Genomic DNA, 16824 nt, shown 5'->3' with positions numbered 1-16824 from the left:
TGCCGGGCTTTTTTTTGTATAATAGACCAGTGAAAACAACACCGGTTTATCTTTGCATTCTGGATGGCTTCGCGGTCGGAGAGCAGGGGCCGAAGAACGCCATTTACGACGCGATCGACCAGGGAAAGGCGCCGTTCATTGCCGACTTGTTCAAAAATCACCCTTACGCCAAACTGGAATGTTCCGGCCTGGCGGTCGGCTTGCCGGCCGGGACGATGGGGAACTCCGAGGTCAACCACCTGAACATGGGAGCGGGGCGGATCGTCTACCAGTCGATCGAACGGATCAATGTGGCGATCGATGACGGGAGTTTCTTCCGCAACGATGCCCTGACGGCGGCGGTCACCCGTTGTCAACAGAATAATTCAACCCTCCATCTCATGGGGCTCCTGCAAGGACATGGCGGAACTGTCCACGCCAGCATTCGCCATCTTTTCGCCTTGCTCGAGTTGGCTAAAAAGAACGGTTTGACCGACATCGCTATTCATCTCTTTACTGACGGCCGTGACACTAATCCGAAGGCGGCGGGAGAAATATATTTGCCGATGCTGGAAGAAGCGATCAGGGACCAGGGACCAGGGACCAGGGTCGCAACAGTGATGGGGCGGGAGATCGCGATGGATCGGGATACGTCCTGGGATAAGACGCTAATAGGCATGAGGTGCTTGGTACTAGGGACGGGGGAATTTAAAGCCGCCACTGCCCGTGAAGCGATCGATAATTCTTATGCTCGCGGGCAAACTGATGAATTTATCAGGCCGACGGTTATCGGTGATTATCAGGGGATGAGGCCGAACGATTCGGTCATTTACTGGAACTACCGGCAGGACCGGACGATCCAGCTGACGGCCGCCTTCTGCGAAACGGACAAGAAATATTTTAATTACAAAAAAGGGACGAAGCCGATCGACGACAATAGCTACAACGAGATTCAGGGGTTGCGGGCCAAGGTTGCCGGGCTCCTGTTCGTGGCGATGACCGAGTATTATCACGGCTTGAACGCCCTGACCGCCTTCCCCGAGAAGGAGGTCCCGGATACGGTTGGCCAGATCGTATCCGAAGCCGGCTTAAAACAATTGCGTCTGGCCGGTCCGGAGAAGTTCGCTCATGTCACCGGCTGGTTCTCCGGCCGGAGGGCGGACCCTTTCCCGGGAGAAGACCGCCATCTGGCCCAGGATATGACCTTGAAGGAGCGGACCGAAGAGGGGAAGCATTACGACTGGGTGCCGGAGATGACCGCCTTTCTGGAGACCGACTACGCGCTGGGGGCGATCGACCGGGGCGAGTATTCGCTGGTCGTCCATAATTTCCAGAATGGCGATATGGTCGGCCATACCGGCAACCTGGCGGCCGCGACCGAAGCGATCGGCGACATCTCCGCCTGTTTAGAAAAATTAGTCCCCGCCTGGACGGCCAAGGGCGGGGTCTTTATCATCACCGCCGACCATGGGAATGCCGACGAGATGAAGCTGGAAAATAAGGGCCAGGAAGTCGCCAGCACCCAGCATTCTCTCAATCCGGTCCCGTTCTGGGTCCTCGGCAAAGAGGTTAAATTGAATGAGTCCGGCATCATCCCTGATGTCGGTGTGACCGTGCTCGATTTGATGGGCCTGCCGATCCCCAAAGCGATGACGGCGAAAAGCCTGCTTAAATAACCCTGAAATTTTGTCTGGTTTTAAATGACAATCTTGCATGACAAGAGTAGCTCCGGTTGGTCCACTAATAATAACTAAATATTATCCGACCAAAACCGATGGCAATAGAATTGAAACATTGATCCGCTTAGTTGGTTGTTCTCCGCGGCTTGTTGTTACCGGGACAAATCAAAGCAATTTTAACGCTAATACACAGATCGGCAAAACAAGCCTGTTTAAAAACCCGGCATGGCAGAGCTATTTGAAAAAAAACGAATTGTGTTGTTACCATCATAATTCACATCACGGATGTATGATTGATGCGGACTTAAGCCGGGCGCCAGTCGCTGATATTTATGTGCTTGATGAGATCCATTCTTTTTTGCCGGGGCTGATTGGCTTGCTTGATCAGAACTTATTAGCGGGATACGGCGACGATCGGAGCGATGGTGAGGTGTTAATGGATTTTTGGGAGGCCGTTTCAAGATTGTCAGAGGCCCAACGCAAATTAATATTCATTACGGCGCTTCATCCGCAAAGTCTCATGATTAGAAATTATTTAGAAAGCCCCTCGATCATAAGATTTTTTGAACAATATAGATCAAGTGGAGGTTTTAGAATGCTGGAAGCGGTGTTTCAATCACCAATCCTGGAATTACCCGAAAGAAAACAGTGTTTATAAGATAGACAGCGCCCGCTTTACGCCCGCTTCGACCGCTACCTGCAGGCCTTTGGGGTAGGATCTCCGCCTTATCTTTATATAAAGATTTATAAATGAATGAAATATATTTTTAATGATATCGATATATGTCAGGCAATGAAAAACAGGATAAAACTATTATGAAAGTCATTTTAACAAGCGCTGGTTACTACCGCATCGGGGCACATTGGCTCAATCATCATTTTAACCCAGAAAAGCGTCTAGGATTAAAAACGATTGAGGATTCGTTAAGACAGGCAGGATTCAATAATGTGCTTCATTTTCCTGGGGACCCTGCCGTTGGTCTGGATCTCTGGCGCGATAGGGCAGTAATCATCGAAGAGCTGAAAAGAACGGTGGCGGGTGAAAACGACGCGGTTTTCGGCCTGTCGACCACTTCGGAAGAGTATTTTAAATTTACAGCTTTAGCTGAATTGATACGGCAAGAATTTCCGCAAGCAAGAATAGTAGCGGGAGGGCCGCATTTTAAAAGAGAGAAACTTGAGGGTTACCGCGATTCGGTTGAAACCGCTTTGGTCTCAAAATTGGCGGATTCGGTAGTGGTTGGTCACGCTCAGCCGTTTATTGATTTAGTTATTAATCAACATGGTCAAAAGGATCTGATAGCCAGTCCCGGGCTTTATTATTTAGGCTCTGCCGGCGAAGAGGTTAAGGGGCATGGTTACGGTAAATTCCCACAATTACGAACAGTCCCCTATACATATACCGAAGGATCGAGACTGATTGGAACGATCTTTGATGACTCATGTGAAAACAGATGCGGTTTTTGCGCGATTCCTTTAAGCCGTTCCCCGTTATTTGCAGCCGGAACAGTGATTGACAGCCTCCGGCCGGTTTTTGCTAATCTTGCTCCAGGTCAATTGTCACTATATGATTCCAACCCATTTGAAACAAGAAGATTTGATTATTATCGTGAGGTATTTGAAGGCTTATATGACAGAGAACGACCAGTTTTTAAAATAACGTTTCTTGACCCATCCTTGATAGTTTCGGATGATTATCGGAACAAATTGGGGCCCTTTTTGTTGCGGCACGCCTTTTTTAAATTTTTCATCGGGCGCGATGTGGTGACGGAACAAAGCGCTCGGGTCGCCGGCAGTAACTTGCGAGGGAAGGTTAAAAGCCAGAAACAACTTGATGACGAGAAAGAGGCTCTGGCGAAGTTTATTCGGGCTTTAAAAACAGTGCATACCCGGGCTCCGGACATTCCGCCGCATAAACTATTTTTATCTTATATAATAACTCCTTTTGAAGACAGGGAGTCAGCTCGAGCCATCGCTGATGACATGGAAACTTTTTTGGGATTATCGGAAGAAGGGGTAAAGGTTTCAGTGAGAATATTTCCTCTTATGCCGTACCCGGGAACGAGAGTGCGAAGAGAATTAGTAAAATGGATCGAGCCTGAAGATTATTCGTTTTCTTCATATGGATTAGCTCCGGGCGATCCTTGGAAAGAAGAAATTGGCCTTTCACATGAATTAATGAGCAGTCTTTCAGGAAGTTATGGGAAATCATGGGAAAACCAAAGCTTTCTTCCTTTTTTTAGAAGTATTATTGATAAGGTATTCGCGGGCTAAACTGACTTAAGAGATTCAATTAAAAATATGCAGCGCCCGCTTTAGGACCGCTTCGGCCGCTTCCTGCAGACCTTCGGGGTAGGAGGGGTGGGACTGGAAAGTTTCTGCGATCTGTTCAATCGATAAATTGTTCTTTATCGCCAGGGCAGCCGTGCCGATGAGTGACGTGGCCTCCGGTCCGATGATATGAACGCCTAAAATCTTGCCTTTTTCATCACAAACAAATTTGACGAATCCTTCGATCTCACCCATGGCTTGCGAGATTCCCAGCGCGCCAAAGGGGAACTTGCCGATACTGACATTAATGCCTTTCTCGCGCGCCGCTTTTTCGGTCAGCCCGACGGCACCGATCTCCGGATTGGTATAAATGCCGATCGGAATACAATCGTAATTGAACGTTCTATTCCCGCCCAGCGCGTTTTCCGCCGCCACGACGCCCTGTTCATACGCGACATGCGCCAGCATGGTTTGGCTGCAAACGTCGCCGACCGCGTAGACGCCTTTGACACTTGTTTCCATCTTTTCGCTGACCCAAACGCTTCGCTTGCTCATTTTCAGGCCCAAAGTTTCGAGCCCCATAATATTTGGTGTGCGGCCGACGCAGATCAGTGTCTTGCCTTTGGCTTGGGCCGGGTCGAAGCGGGTGCCGGTCAAAACCTTGACTTTCTTTCGGTTTAAGATCCTTTTGACCAAAGCGACGACTTCTTCATCGATACCGGTCAATATTTCCGGCAGGGCTTCATAAATAGTGACCTCGGAACCCAGTGTACTGTAGATTGCCGCGAAGTGAATGCCGATCACTCCGCCGCCGACGATCGTAATCTTAGCCGGTGCTTCTTTCAGCTCAAGCGCATCGTCGCTGCAGAGGTAGCGGTCTTTATCAAAGCTCAACCCGGGCAGACAGCTGGGGACAGACCCGGTAGCAATAATTAACTTACTACTAACAACTGACAATTTACTACCGTTATTTAATGTGACTTCAATGTTTCCCGGAGCTATGACTTTCCCGTTGCCGTTTATGATCTCGATCTTGTTCTTTTCGATCAAGCCCTGCAGGTTTTTGACGATCTTGGCTACGAGCGTATTCTTTCGCTCGATCACTTTGGCGAGATCGATGGTCGGCTTGCCGGCCGAGATGCCAAAACTTTCCGCTTTCTGGAACTTTTCGAAAAGCGAGGTGCAGGCGATGATGGCTTTGGTGGGAATGCAACCGCGGTTGAGGCAGACGCCACCGAGCTTGTCCTTCTCGATCAGGGCGACTTTCGCTCCCAGCTGCGCGGCCCGGATCGCCGCGGCGTAACCACCCGGCCCGCCGCCTAAGACAACGACATCATACTTATTTGACATAGCTCTCCTCATAATAGGGGCGGACCCGGAAACTCGCCCCCAGCTCTTTAGCGACCTTGCGACACGCTTCCTTATCCACTCCGGGGAGGTCGACGATTGTCGCTTCGACCACGGGAATGAAACTCTTGGCCGTTCGGATAAAATCGAGGACGGCGGCATAGGTTTGCTCGCCGAACATCGGCCGGCAAAGTTTATTGTATTTTTCAGCGTTTTCCGCGTTCAGGCTGATGGAAATGAAATCGATCAATCCTTTCAATTCCGGCAAAATGTTCCGCCCCCAGAAGAGGTTGGCGGTTCCATTCGTATCCAGCCTGATAATAGGTGATGCGGCGTTTTTGAGGTTGGATAATTGGGATTTGTCTTTTGTTTGGATGTTTGAGGTTTGAAGTTTGGATTTAAATTCGGCGGTAACCGTCTTAATGATGTCCAGCCGAATTGTCGGTTCACCATATCCACAAAAGACTATTTGTTCGTATTTAGCCGGATCGCCGATCGCGGCCATGATCTCATCAACAGTTGGTTCTTTATTCAACCAGAGGTCATATTGCTGGTTGAATTGCCGGCCTTTATTCCGGATACAGAACGGGCATTCGTTCGTGCAGCGGTTGGTAATATTTAAATACAGGGAATCCCCTATTTGGTAGGCGATATCGCTCATGTTTTAATTATAACATAGCTGAAATTTTCCGGCCTAGCTGGCGAAAGATAATCATGAAAACACTATTGGAGACCTTAAGATCGAGATATTTTCAGCTTCAGCGAATTGAAAAAAGAGTTACTGCTGAACCAAAATATTGGACCGCGGTCGGGAATCTTATCCGGCGGACCGCCGCTCCGATTACCGATAGCTCACGCGCCAATCTTGAAACCCTGGCTAGTTTGCATCCCCAGGCGACCGAAAAGGCGATCGAAGTTTTACACCAGCGTGGCGGGCGGATAGAAAAGATCATCGTACCGTCTGGGTTAGCCGGGACCGCTTTGGCTTTTTCGGTTAACGAGAAGGGGGTGGCTCGTTTAGGGAACGGCGCGGCCCGCGCCAAAAATGGCGCCGCAAAAGCGACCCCTTACGAACCTCAGCCAATGGCGGAATTAATAACATCCTTTGATAAAGAGAAAAAAGCGTTTGCCCGCGACCCGGAATACGCCGCTTTGTTCCTTTATAAAACGATCCTGCGGGTCAGAGTAGAACTGTATAAGGCTGGAGAAGAGCGCTCCGCCAGAAAGAAACAGGGCCTGCCGCTCGCGGCCGACCCTTTTCAGGAGGTCTGTACAGTCCTCTCATCTTTTCTAGGTAATTTCCCTTTCAGCGTCGAGCGGGACAAGGAAAGCCTGCAAAAAGCGGTCGATTGTTTGCAGGGCAAAGGGAACAATGTTGCGGCCGACACCGGCCTGCAGTATTTAACCGGCCGTTTGGTCAAGCGACTCGATGAACTAATGGTCAGGCGCTTGCGCTACACCCGCCCGGCCCAAAACTGGAAGATCTCGCTGATCGAAACTGGTGAACACAAAGGAGATTGGATCGTCAACCAGGTTGGCTATCGGCTGACTCCGAGCGGTCTTTTACGCCGGGAATCGATCCCGCACCGGGTCTCGACCGCTAAATTATTGAGCATGATCGGCAAGGAACAGAAGAAGATCACCCAGGAATTAGATGACAATAAAGTTTATCTGGAACAGATCAAAGCGATCGCGGCCGATCCGCTCGGTCAATGGCCGGAATTGCTGGAGTTGCATGAGCGCTTCACTTCGTTCTTTGCCTGGCATAAAGATAAAGCCTGCGTTGAGCTGGAAGCGGCGCTGCACGTTACGCTGGTCGGCTCCGATCAGGCGGTCCGGTTGGCGCAAAGCCTGCTGGGGGTCGCGGAGGATTCGCTCAATTTGCGCCAGGAGGTCTTAGCGGTGCAGGCCAAACGGATCGGGGAGCTTAAGCGGGAAGCGGAAAAAAAGATAATCGATCATTTAATGGCTTTTGCCGTTTCGATCGTTGAAAACTTAGCCGATCCAAGATCATTGACCAGCTCGCGCTGGCTTGGTTGGATCGAAAGCCGGCTTGACGATTTTCTTAAGACATTTCTGCGGGATGAGATGCGTGATCCGTGGCTGATAAGGTGTAAGGGCCGGGTCGACGGACTGCAAAAAGCGTTGCCCAAATTATACGATCCGACGCTGACCCGCGAAGAGAAAGTGGCGAAATTAAGGAAAGGGGCTTCCTATATCTTACAGCTAGGCTTCTTTTTCGAAACCCGGAACGAGCCTGTTACTAACGTCCCCGCCTGGCAGAGATATATTCATCGGTATAAAAAACTGTTGGACAAATTAGACCAACTCTAAACTATTTGAGCGCTTCCTTGAGCAGCTGATTGGCTAAGGCCGGGTTGGCCCGGCCTTTTGATAACTTCATCACTTGACCGACCAGGAACATCATCACTGTTTCTTTGCCCGACTTAAACTGTTCAACTTGCTTTGGATTGTTGTCGATCACTTCCTGAACGATCTTTTTGAGTTCATCCTCATTGCTGATCTGCGTCAAGCCCGATTTGGCGATCACGTCTTTGACCTGCTGGCCGGTCTTTAAGACTTCGCTCAACACAGTTTTGGCTATCTTGTTACTTAGCGTGCCGGCCTCGATCAATTGGAGCAATTCGGCTAGTTGCGCCGGGACAAACTTCAGGGCGGAGATCTTTAATTTGTTCTCATTAAGATAACCGTTCAGGTCACCGACCAACCAGTTGGCAATGATCGCCGGTTTATCGTAGAGCTTGGCCGTCGCGTCGAGGAAATCAGCCATCGGTTTGTCGGCCAGGAGGATCGCCGCTATTTCAGCTGGTAGCTTGAACTCCGAGGTGAAGCGGAACTGCCGCTGCCAGGGGAGTTCGCCGATAGTTTGCCGGATCGCCTCGACCCATTCGGCTGCCGGTTCGATCGGGACCAGGTCCGGTTCAGGGAAGTAGCGGTAATCGTGGGCGAATTCTTTGTTCCTCATCCCGGTGGTCGTTTCGGTCACGTCGTCAAAGAACCTGGTCTCCTGGACGATCTTGCCGCCTTCCTCGAGGATCTCGGCGTGCCTCTTTTCCTCGGCGAGGAGCGCCTTTTCGATCGCCTTATAGGAATTCATGTTCTTGATCTCGCTCTTGGTGCCGAGTTTTTTCTCGCCGACCGGGCGGAGCGAGAGGTTGGCATCGCAGCGGAGCGACCCTTCCTCCATTTTGGCGTCGCAGACCTCAAGATAGCGGAGGATGTTGGCCAGCGTTTGGGTATAGACGGCCGCTTCCCGGGGGGAGCGGAGGTCCGGCTCGGAGACGATCTCCATCAGCGGGGTGCCGGTCCGGTTGTAATCGACCAGCGAAGCTTCGGCCCCCATGATCCGGGCGGCTCCCAGGTGGACGAGCTTGCCGGCATCTTCTTCGAGATGGATGCGGGTGATGCCGATCTTTCTTTTGACCCCGTCAACTTCGATCTCTAAATAGCCGCCGGTCGCCAGGGGGAGTTCGTACTGGGATATTTGCAGGTTCTTCGGCAGGTCGGGATAGAAATAGTGCTTGCGGGCGAAGACATTCCGCGGCTCGATCTTACAGTTCAGGGCGAGGGCGGTCTTGATCGCCAGTTCGACCGCTCGTTTGTTAATGACTGGCAGTACCCCCGGCTGGCCGGTGCAGACCGGGCAGATATTGGTGTTCGGCTGGTCGCCGAAGAGATTAGGGCAGGAGCAGAACATCTTGCTTTTGGTCAAAAGCTGGGCGTGGGTCTCGAGGCCAATCACGGTTTCGAATTTCATGACCCTGATTATAACATTTTTATCAGAAATATAGTGAAATTACCGGCCCGAACTATTGATAAATATGGGCGACAGGTTAAGGAAAAAATAAAGGAGAATATGAACATGAGCGGAGTAAAGGGGACGGGAAAAATTGGAATTATTGTTCAAGTAGAATTGGCGGCGGCCAAGAAAAGGGCAATGAGCCCACAGCGAGAATTAAGACTGGCCGCCGTGGAATCCGGGCACTTGGACCGCGAAACTCTCAAGGGGGTTATCGGTTTTGAAAGTAGAAGGCCGGCATCAGAATGCTCCGAGGAGGTCATTAGAGCGGCTCAAGCCAAATTGCTTATCACAGAAAAACCGGCAGAAGAGACAACGTCAATCCTGGATGAATTAAAGAACGCGATTTCCGGACTGCCGAACCGAACCCTTTTTGAATTAATCGGAGATAGTATGGTTGACAGTGACGTGGCTTTGGCTGCGTTAGAGACTTTGAGGGGAAGGGAGATCGTTGATGAAGACATGCTTATGGAGATGGCGAGTAACAGCCCTAATTCGAGCATCAGGGGGGCAGCGGCAGGATCGTCAGTTACGCCAGTTGACGTTCTTCTGAAACGCGTAAGAGTCGATGCCAGCAGAGAGGTGGCAATAGGAGCATTTGAGAATTTAATTAAAAGAGGGAATGTCGCTAAAAATAAAATTATGGACGCGGCAGCGAAAAGCTGCCATCAAGAATTAAAAGACGAGGCCGCAAGATCTCCGGACACATCAACTGGTTGTCTTTTTGCTTTATTGGATGCCGAAAGAAGTATTGCCAGGAATGCATATGACGTCTTAAACGGCAGGGGGTCTTTTAATTCGGAGTTCGACTTATTAAGGTATGGGGCGGCGAACCGCGGCTATTGGGCAGCCAGAGAAAAAGTCACCGACAAACTTGATCCCCACTCTGTTACTTATTTCAAAATTTTAACAGGTTTGCTGAAGGACGATGACGATGTGGTGGCGGCTGGGGCAATTGGGAAATTAAGAAGCTTGGGAAGAAAATAGATCTATTTTTTCTTAGGTTTAAAGGTTTTGACCGGTTTCTCGATCAGCTGGCGGAGCTCCGCTTCGCTGATGCCGCGCAGGTCAAGCCATTCCTGGGAGACCGGGAGATAGACCTCGGCCGAGTATTTCCCTTTGGTCTCCTTGGCGATGAGGAGCTTCCCTTCACTGAATTCCCAGACATAGAGATATTCCTTGACCTTGGGGAGCGGCATTTCCGCCGCGGTGATCCCCCAGGCGGCCCGCTGCGGCGCTTCCGGATAGAGGGTTGAAAGGAGGAGGCGGTTCAACAGCCGGATCTTTTTCTGCCGGACCGGATCAAGCTTCCAGAAGGGGAGGTTACGGTAGTCGGCCGTCTCCTTGATCAGGGCGGCCAGGAGCGGCGAGGGGACAAAGACCTTGTTCTTCTTTTGGGTCAACTCATAGAAGTTCGGCGTCTGTAACAGTTCGTTCAGCCGGTCAACCGAGTCGAGCGGGGCGCGGAACGGCAGACCGTAGTTGTCCCGGGCGATCAATTCGTTGAGGGCGGCGACCTCGGCCGTTCCCCCGGTGAACTCGCTGGCGTAATATTTCGGCGAAGGGACCGCTTTCAGCCATTTAGCTTCTTCTTTTGTTTTCGGCGTCGCCACCCACCAGGTATCCCGCTGGGGGACAGAGGGATAGAACGCTTCCAGCAACAGGCGGTTCAGGAGGAGGACCTTCTTTTGCTGGTAAGGGGAGAGCTGCTCAAAGGGTCGCCCCCGGTAAGCGGCGGTTTCCTCGACCAGGGCCCTGGCTTGCGGCGAGAGCGGGGCGTTCGGATGTTTCTTTCTGCCCAGTTCGTAAAAATTGGTCACTTTCAGCAATTCATTGAGCCGGGTGACCGAATCGATCGGCGTCTTGAAGGGGAGTCCGTAATTATCGCCCACCACCGCCTGGTTAAGGGCGAGCACTTCGTTGCTCCCCCGGAATTCCTTGGCATAGAATTTGGGTGAGGGGACCTTCTTCAGCCAGTTATTTTCCCGCTCGGCCTGGAGGACCCTGGCCCGTTCTTGCTTGGCCAGGGCTTGCAGGGCCCGCTGTCTGGCCTGTTCTCCCCTTTGCGTTTTCAGCTCGGCCGCCCGGGCCCGTTTTGACGCCTGGACATCCTTCTCGATCTTCTCTTTAGGGACGAAGACCTTGAACTTCTTGATCGCGGTCTTCCTTAAGATCAGGTATTTTTTAATGATGCGCAATCCCTCGTAATTGATCTTGAGGACAAGATATTTTTCTCCCGGCCGGAGATTGACGGCCGCCTTGAAGTTCTGGCCGGAGTCGAAGGAGACCGGTTTGCCGTTGACCGTGATCGAGCGGACGCTGGGTGAGGCCTGGCCGTAGATCTCGCCGGAGACCGGCGGGAATTTCTTGATGTCAGCCTGGCTGGCGGCCAGGGCGGCGCAGGCCGCCAGTCCGGTCAGGGCCAGCCCGAGGATCAGAGCGGTGCTTTTTTTATGTGCCATTCAGTTCCTTGTTCGTAGGCGAACGCGAGGCGGAGGAGCGTCTCTTCGGCGAAAGCCGGGCCGATGATCTGCAAGCCGATCGGCAGGTTGCCGCTGAAGCCGCAGGGGAGAGAAATGGCCGGGAGGCCGGCCAGGTTGACCGGGATGGTGGCGATGTCGGAGAGGTACATGGCGAGCGGGTCGGCTGTCTTTTCGCCGAGCTTGAAGGCGACGGTCGGGGCGGTCGGGGAAATAAGCGCGTCGCAGCCGCTGAACGCCCGATCGAAATCCTGCTTGATCAGCGTCCGGACCTTAAGTGCTTTCAAATAGTAAGCGTCGTAGTAGCCGGCGGAGAGGGCGTAAGTGCCGAGCATGATCCGGCGCTTCACTTCGGGGCCAAAACCTTCCCGGCGGGTGTTGTAATACATTGAGATCAGGTCTTTGGCCTCTTTGGACCTCTGGCCATATTTAACCCCGTCATAGCGGGCGAGGTTCGAGCTCGCTTCAGCCGGGGCGATCAGATAATAGGTGGCGACCGCGTGTTCGAAAGAGGGGAGCGAGACCTCGCTGATCTCCGCCCCAAGGTTGGACAATTTGTCGGCGGCCGCTTTGACCGCCGCTTTGACTTCGGGGGCGATCCCAGCCCCCATTAATTCCTTGATCAGGCCGACCCGGCGGCGCTTGATATCGGTCTGAAGTGCCCCGAGGTAATCGGGGACCGGTTGGTTGACCGAGGTCGAGTCTTTCGGATCATGGCCGGCGATCGCGTTCAGCAGCAAAGCCGAGTCGGCGACATCTTTAGTCAGCGGGCCGATCTGGTCGAGCGATGAGGCGAAAGCGACCAGCCCATAGCGGGAGACCAGGCCGTAGGTCGGTTTTAGCCCGACCACGCCGCAGAAAGCGGCCGGTTGCCGGATCGAGCCGCCGGTGTCCGAACCGGTCGCCAGGATCGCTTCATGCGCGGCGACCGCCGCGGCCGAACCGCCGGACGAGCCGCCGGGGACGGTGCCGGTATCCCACGGATTATGAGTGGGATGGAAAGCGGAGTTCTCGGTCGAGGAGCCCATGGCGAACTCGTCCATGTTCGTTTTGCCGACGATGACCGCGCCGGCCGCCTTCAGTTTGGCTACGACTGTGCCGTCATACGGCGGGAGGTAGTTACTAAGTATCTTGGAGCCGCAGGTCGTGGTGACCCCGCGAGTGCACATGTTGTCTTTGACGGCGATCGGGATACCGGTTAGCGGGGTAACCCCCTGGCCGCTCTTCAACCTTTCATCGGCGGCGTAAGCCTGGGCCAGCGCGGCCTCTTGGTCCCAGCTGACGAACGCCTTGATCCGCGGTTCGACCTGTTCGATCCTGGCCAGGACCAGGCCGGTCAATTCAACGGAGCTTATCTTCCGTTCGGAGAGGACATTACAAAGTTCGTGGGCTGTTTTTGTGTACATGGCTTATGTTGGAAAATGTAGGGACAGGGCTTGTCCCTGTCCGTTTATTTCGGACAACCACAAGGGTTGTCCCTACATTTATTCCAGTATTTTAGGTACCTTGAACATATGTTCCTCTTCCTCAGGCGCATTTGCCAGAATATCATCGACATTTTCGCAAGGGATAGCTTCATCTTCGCGGAAGATGTTCTTCATCGGGATGGCGTGGGCGGTCGGCGGCAGGTCGCCAGTCTCAAGCTTTTGCAAGCTGGCGGCAAAGTCGAGGATGGCGGAGAGCTGTTGGGAAAAGAGCGCTTTTTCTTCTTCGGTTAAACCGAGCCGGGCGAGCCGGGCGACATGCTCCACATCGATCTTCATGGAGCCATTATAACCCCTCGATATTCTCGGGGCAAGCGCTACAACTTGAGACTGGCAACGGGGGCTAGGGAAAATGACGAATGACTAATGTCTAATGACGAATTAATGAATTTGTAATAACCGGCGCAGGCGATCATGGCGGCGTTGTCGGTGCAGTACTCGAACGGTAGGATGATGACGTTGAGTCCGGCTGCTTTGCCTTTGGTCATTAGCTCCTGGCGGAGCTGGGAGTTAGCCGAGACCCCGCCGGCGATTGTAACCGTCCGGCAACCGTGGTCAAGCGCGGCCCGGACTGTCTTCTCGACTAGGACGTCGACGACGGCTTGCTGGAACGACGCTGCGACATCTTCGACCCTGGTACCTGGTACCTGGTACCTGGTACCAAAGTTGACTACAGCAGTCTTGATCCCGCTAAACGAGAAGTCGTACCCATCATTTAGCATAGGGCGGGTAAAGTTAATTGCCTTGGGGTTTCCTTCTTTAGCTAATTTATCGATGATTGGGCCGCCGGGGTAACCGAGTTTGAGAAAACGGGCGACCTTGTCGAAAGCTTCCCCCGCGGCGTCATCGCGAGTCCGCCCAATGGTTTCGTACTGCCCGTGACCATTCACTTTTATTATCATGGTGTGGCCGCCGGAGACCAGAAGACAAATGAATGGAAAGTTTGGAATTTCTGATTTTGGATTTATAATTTGTTTTGAAGTTTGAGGTTTGAAGTTGGAAGTTAAGAAGTTAGCGTAGATGTGACCCTCAAGGTGGTTCACTCCGATCAGTGGTTTGCCAAGTGACCAGGCGATCGCTTTGGCGGCGGAGAGGCCGACGATCAGCGAACCGATCAGGCCGGGGCCGTAAGTGACGGCGACGGCGTCGATCTCCTTAAAGCCGACACCGGCGATTGAAATCGCCTCCTGGATGACCGGCGTTATGACCTCGATATGTTTCCGGGCGGCGACCTCCGGCACGATCCCGCCGTATTTCCGGTGGAAATCGATCTGGGAGGAGATGACGCTCGAGAGGACGGCCTGGCCGTCACGGACCACGGCCGCCGCGGTTTCGTCGCAGGAGGTTTCGATGGCGAGGATAAGCATATTTAAAAAGCGAGAAAAGCTTTTACTTGAACAACAATCTTATCAACAAAATCAATATATTCCTCGCATTCCTTTTTGGTGACTTCAATGCCGCCGGAATACATATCAATGTTTCGCTTTGAACGCATGGCGTTCCCAACGTCAGCGATCGAATCATCTTTTAATAATTCAGCCATTGCTTCAATGATCTTGATGTGATGTCCGGGCGCGCTTTTTATTTTGATCTGTTGTTGGCTCAATAAAGTGAGGCCGGTTTTTAATAGGGCGGAGTAAGCGTAATTAAATTTTACATCTAAAATATTGTCTTTTTTAGCGATATTCAAGTCTTTAATGGCATTGCCAAGGTTTTTCTCGATCTGCGCCTTGGGGAAATCATGCTGGCTGAAATATTTGTTATCAAATTTCATTTTTGATCTCAATATATTTGTTTTTTAAAATGTTTTGAAGGAAAGGGTCTTGGTTTGCCCTGCGTTTCCTGAACTCCCCGGCGCTCATATTCACGGCATTTATTTCACGGCCAATTTTTTTCTGGAGGCGTGAAATCTTTCTTTGCAGCAGAACAACCCCGTGGTTGCCGATAACCAGAAGATCAATGTCGCTGTGAGCGTCCATTTTATCCCTCGCATATGAGCCGTAAATATAGGCTTTCTCGGCGCCGGCCGTTCCTTTAAGAACGTCTTTAAGTTCTTTTTCAAAGCCGACTGTTTTGAGCACAATGTTTTTGTACTCCTTGTATAAGGGGAACTTTCGGTTAATGGCGTAAAGCTTCAGATTGCCGCGCGACCAGCTGATCAAAAGACCATCATTTTCCAGCTCTTTGATCTTTTTTACCAGGTTCCTTTTGTCAAGGGAAAGCTGCCTGGCCAGCTCATTGATATAAAGGCTTTCCTGCGGGTTCAGGAAAAAATAGTTCAATACTTGCTGTGTTATTTCTGATTTCAGGGAGATCATATTGTTTGGCCTTACACCGATAAGTGTAATATATTACACCGGAGAAGTCAATTAATCGCTTGGGGGAAGCAAACCACCGGCACGATCCCGCCGTATTTTTTGTGGAATTCGACCTGGGAAGAGATGACGTTCGACAAAACTTCGCTCCCGTCTTTTACTACAGAAGCGGAGGTCTCGTCGCATGATGTTTCGATGGCTAGGACATTTATTTAACTGCAATGACATGGCGAACAGCGGCTTGGCAATCCCCTTGAAATCCCCGGTTATTTTCAGCGAAGTCATAGTGATATGACAATCATTGCTCCTAAAGATCATTCACGGTTGACCAGTCCGTATTATTTAACGGGCAAAAGCCTGTTCGCGAACCAGGGTGGACGGGAAGTCTTCGTAAAAAAGATCACCACCACCGCCGCCTGGAAGCCGCGGCTGGGACCGGTCATTATGGCCCCAGGGATCGCCTGTAACGGCAATCTTTTCCGTTTAAGAACGGATAACGGCCAGATCCTGACTTTTGATCATGCCAGGTCTTTTGCTAATTTGTTGGCCAGTCAGGGGTTCGCGGTTTATCTTTGGCATTACCCAAGTTCGGAGCTGGTTTATAACCGTTTTGTCTCCCGCCATTGCCCCGAGAGCGTTTATTACGGTAAACGTTATAATGTGTCGCCCGCTTTGAATTTTGACCAAATGGTCAATCTTGATTTGCCGCTGGTCCTCGACCTGGTAGCTAAAGACGCGGGGACCGAGCGCCTTTCCTGGGTCGGTTTTAGCATGGGCGGGATGCTGGCTTATGCCTATCTGGCAAAATACGGTGACGATCGGATCGGCAATTTGGTGGCGATCGGCAGCCCAATTCGCATTACTCTTTCTTTGGCTCGTTTGATCGCTAATATAAACCGGTTCTCAAAGATTTTAGGAGCGGAAGAACAAACGATCGGCGGGACTCTTTCGGCCAAACTCCATCTCTTTGCCAGTCTGGCCGCTTTATTGCCGGATCGAGCCTTAAAAAGCAGGCAGTTTGATTTTTTATATGAACCAGATAATGTAAAACATAAGACTTTGCGCGCTTTTTTTGCCAGAATCGTTGAGCCGATCCCTTCCGGCCTGGAAAACTCATATAGTCAATTCATTCGCGAGGGGTTTGTTTCATTAGGCGGGGATTTTGATTACTATGCCGGTTTGAGAAGCAGGCGAGGGGAGCGGCCGAACTGTTTATTTATTGCCGGCGAAAAGGATAAATTGGCTCCGCCGGAAAGCGTCCGCCTGGCCCAAAAAGCCTTGACGCCTCAAGCTGAGACGAATTTTGTGGTCATCAAAGGGAGCGGGCACAACGATCTGGTCATTGGTAATAACGCGGAAGGTGAGGTTTGGGAAAGGAGCTTGGATTGGCTGATCGCCCATCGCCGGTGATCCACTGTTTTCTGCTTTAATCGATAACTCGCCCTCACT

15 protein-coding genes and 1 pseudogene are annotated in these 16824 nt (G+C 51.7%); 6 read left to right on the top strand and 10 right to left on the bottom strand.

Features of this window, described 5'->3' with window-relative positions; translation table 11 throughout:
- Nucleotides 1–29 precede the first annotated feature (29 nt).
- The 3 genes from gpmI to WC903_06105 all read left to right on the top strand — a co-directional run bounded on the left by gpmI (nucleotide 30) and on the right by WC903_06105 (nucleotide 3932).
- Nucleotides 30–1655: a 2,3-bisphosphoglycerate-independent phosphoglycerate mutase gene (gene gpmI / locus WC903_06115; GenBank protein ID MFA5893509.1), complete on the top strand. Its 1626-nt coding sequence runs from the start codon at nucleotides 30–32 to the stop codon at nucleotides 1653–1655.
- Nucleotides 1656–1692: 37 nt separating this feature from the next.
- Nucleotides 1693–2316 carry a hypothetical protein gene (locus WC903_06110; GenBank protein ID MFA5893508.1) on the top strand — a complete coding sequence of 208 codons (624 nt, stop codon included), beginning with the start codon at nucleotides 1693–1695 and terminating at the stop codon, nucleotides 2314–2316.
- Nucleotides 2317–2441: 125 nt separating this feature from the next.
- Nucleotides 2442–3932 (top strand): hypothetical protein, encoded by a 1491-nt coding sequence (locus WC903_06105; protein MFA5893507.1) that lies wholly within the window; start codon nucleotides 2442–2444, stop codon nucleotides 3930–3932.
- 15 nt (nucleotides 3933–3947) lie between these two features.
- On the opposite strand, the gene lpdA is transcribed toward WC903_06105, so the two are convergent.
- Both lpdA and WC903_06095 read right to left on the bottom strand, forming a co-directional pair.
- Nucleotides 3948–5279 (bottom strand): dihydrolipoyl dehydrogenase, encoded by a 1332-nt coding sequence (gene lpdA, locus WC903_06100; protein ID MFA5893506.1) that lies wholly within the window; start codon nucleotides 5277–5279, stop codon nucleotides 3948–3950.
- Complete coding sequence (locus tag WC903_06095; protein ID MFA5893505.1) at nucleotides 5269–5937, bottom strand: TatD family nuclease-associated radical SAM protein; 669 nt, start codon at nucleotides 5935–5937, stop codon at nucleotides 5269–5271. Before WC903_06095 ends, lpdA begins: the two co-directional genes overlap by 11 nt.
- Nucleotides 5938–5990: 53 nt before the next feature.
- On the opposite strand from WC903_06095, the gene WC903_06090 reads away from it, so the two are divergent.
- The gene (locus WC903_06090; protein MFA5893504.1) at nucleotides 5991–7610 is read left to right on the top strand and encodes a hypothetical protein; all 1620 of its coding nucleotides are present in this window, start codon (nucleotides 5991–5993) and stop codon (nucleotides 7608–7610) included.
- Nucleotide 7611: 1 nt separating this feature from the next.
- On the opposite strand, the gene gatB is transcribed toward WC903_06090, so the two are convergent.
- A complete protein-coding gene (gene gatB / locus WC903_06085) occupies nucleotides 7612–9054 on the bottom strand; it encodes an Asp-tRNA(Asn)/Glu-tRNA(Gln) amidotransferase subunit GatB (GenBank protein MFA5893503.1) in 1443 nt (480 codons plus the stop codon).
- 33 nt (nucleotides 9055–9087) lie between these two features.
- On the opposite strand from gatB, the gene WC903_06080 reads away from it, so the two are divergent.
- Nucleotides 9088–10083: a hypothetical protein gene (locus WC903_06080; GenBank protein ID MFA5893502.1), complete on the top strand. Its 996-nt coding sequence runs from the start codon at nucleotides 9088–9090 to the stop codon at nucleotides 10081–10083.
- Nucleotides 10084–10085: 2 nt separating this feature from the next.
- On the opposite strand, the gene WC903_06075 is transcribed toward WC903_06080, so the two are convergent.
- The 7 genes and pseudogenes from WC903_06075 to WC903_06045 form a co-directional block, all read right to left on the bottom strand.
- A complete protein-coding gene (locus WC903_06075) occupies nucleotides 10086–11558 on the bottom strand; it encodes a hypothetical protein (GenBank protein ID MFA5893501.1) in 1473 nt (490 codons plus the stop codon).
- A complete protein-coding gene (gene gatA, locus WC903_06070) occupies nucleotides 11531–12982 on the bottom strand; it encodes an Asp-tRNA(Asn)/Glu-tRNA(Gln) amidotransferase subunit GatA (protein MFA5893500.1) in 1452 nt (483 codons plus the stop codon). The genes WC903_06075 and gatA overlap by 28 nt, the downstream gene beginning before the upstream one ends.
- A 78-nt stretch (nucleotides 12983–13060) precedes the next feature.
- Nucleotides 13061–13339, bottom strand: coding sequence for an Asp-tRNA(Asn)/Glu-tRNA(Gln) amidotransferase subunit GatC (gene gatC / locus WC903_06065; GenBank protein MFA5893499.1), 279 nt, complete (start codon nucleotides 13337–13339; stop codon nucleotides 13061–13063).
- 38 nt (nucleotides 13340–13377) lie between these two features.
- Entirely contained in the window at nucleotides 13378–14427 is a 1050-nt protein-coding gene (gene tsaD / locus WC903_06060) for a tRNA (adenosine(37)-N6)-threonylcarbamoyltransferase complex transferase subunit TsaD (protein ID MFA5893498.1), read from the bottom strand.
- A gap of 2 nt (nucleotides 14428–14429) precedes the next feature.
- The gene (locus WC903_06055; protein MFA5893497.1) at nucleotides 14430–14834 is read right to left on the bottom strand and encodes a hypothetical protein; all 405 of its coding nucleotides are present in this window, start codon (nucleotides 14832–14834) and stop codon (nucleotides 14430–14432) included.
- The gene (locus tag WC903_06050; GenBank protein MFA5893496.1) at nucleotides 14824–15378 is read right to left on the bottom strand and encodes a nucleotidyltransferase domain-containing protein; all 555 of its coding nucleotides are present in this window, start codon (nucleotides 15376–15378) and stop codon (nucleotides 14824–14826) included. The genes WC903_06055 and WC903_06050 overlap by 11 nt, the downstream gene beginning before the upstream one ends.
- 71 nt (nucleotides 15379–15449) lie before the next feature.
- Nucleotides 15450–15587, bottom strand: a pseudogene (locus tag WC903_06045) (tRNA (adenosine(37)-N6)-threonylcarbamoyltransferase complex transferase subunit TsaD).
- Between the two features lie 79 nt (nucleotides 15588–15666).
- Here WC903_06045 and WC903_06040 point away from each other — a divergent pair.
- Nucleotides 15667–16785: an alpha/beta fold hydrolase gene (locus WC903_06040; GenBank protein MFA5893495.1), complete on the top strand. Its 1119-nt coding sequence runs from the start codon at nucleotides 15667–15669 to the stop codon at nucleotides 16783–16785.
- The last annotated feature ends 39 nt before the right edge of the window (nucleotides 16786–16824 follow it).

The organism is Candidatus Margulisiibacteriota bacterium (assembly GCA_041658645.1).
Classification (GTDB): Bacteria; Margulisbacteria; WOR-1; order O2-12-FULL-45-9; family XYB2-FULL-48-7; genus JBAZZV01.
Note: the sequence above shows the minus strand (reverse complement) of the source record. Positions and strands in the feature narration are given on the sequence as shown.

Excerpts from the sequence above, each read along its gene's own strand:
- WC903_06110 (MFA5893508.1), top strand. The coding sequence starts at position 1,693 with ATGACAAGAGTAGCTCCGGTTGGTCCACTAATAATAACTAAATATTAT.
- WC903_06105 (MFA5893507.1), top strand. The coding sequence starts at position 2,442 with ATGTCAGGCAATGAAAAACAGGATAAAACTATTATGAAAGTCATTTTA.
- lpdA (MFA5893506.1), bottom strand. The coding sequence starts at position 5,279 with ATGTCAAATAAGTATGATGTCGTTGTCTTAGGCGGCGGGCCGGGTGGT.
- WC903_06095 (MFA5893505.1), bottom strand. The coding sequence starts at position 5,937 with ATGAGCGATATCGCCTACCAAATAGGGGATTCCCTGTATTTAAATATT.
- WC903_06090 (MFA5893504.1), top strand. The coding sequence starts at position 5,991 with ATGAAAACACTATTGGAGACCTTAAGATCGAGATATTTTCAGCTTCAG.
- gatB (MFA5893503.1), bottom strand. The coding sequence starts at position 9,054 with ATGAAATTCGAAACCGTGATTGGCCTCGAGACCCACGCCCAGCTTTTG.
- WC903_06075 (MFA5893501.1), bottom strand. The coding sequence starts at position 11,558 with ATGGCACATAAAAAAAGCACCGCTCTGATCCTCGGGCTGGCCCTGACC.
- gatA (MFA5893500.1), bottom strand. The coding sequence starts at position 12,982 with ATGTACACAAAAACAGCCCACGAACTTTGTAATGTCCTCTCCGAACGG.
- gatC (MFA5893499.1), bottom strand. The coding sequence starts at position 13,339 with ATGAAGATCGATGTGGAGCATGTCGCCCGGCTCGCCCGGCTCGGTTTA.
- tsaD (MFA5893498.1), bottom strand. The coding sequence starts at position 14,427 with ATGCTTATCCTCGCCATCGAAACCTCCTGCGACGAAACCGCGGCGGCC.
- WC903_06055 (MFA5893497.1), bottom strand. The coding sequence starts at position 14,834 with ATGAAATTTGATAACAAATATTTCAGCCAGCATGATTTCCCCAAGGCG.
- WC903_06050 (MFA5893496.1), bottom strand. The coding sequence starts at position 15,378 with ATGATCTCCCTGAAATCAGAAATAACACAGCAAGTATTGAACTATTTT.
- WC903_06040 (MFA5893495.1), top strand. The coding sequence starts at position 15,667 with ATGACAATCATTGCTCCTAAAGATCATTCACGGTTGACCAGTCCGTAT.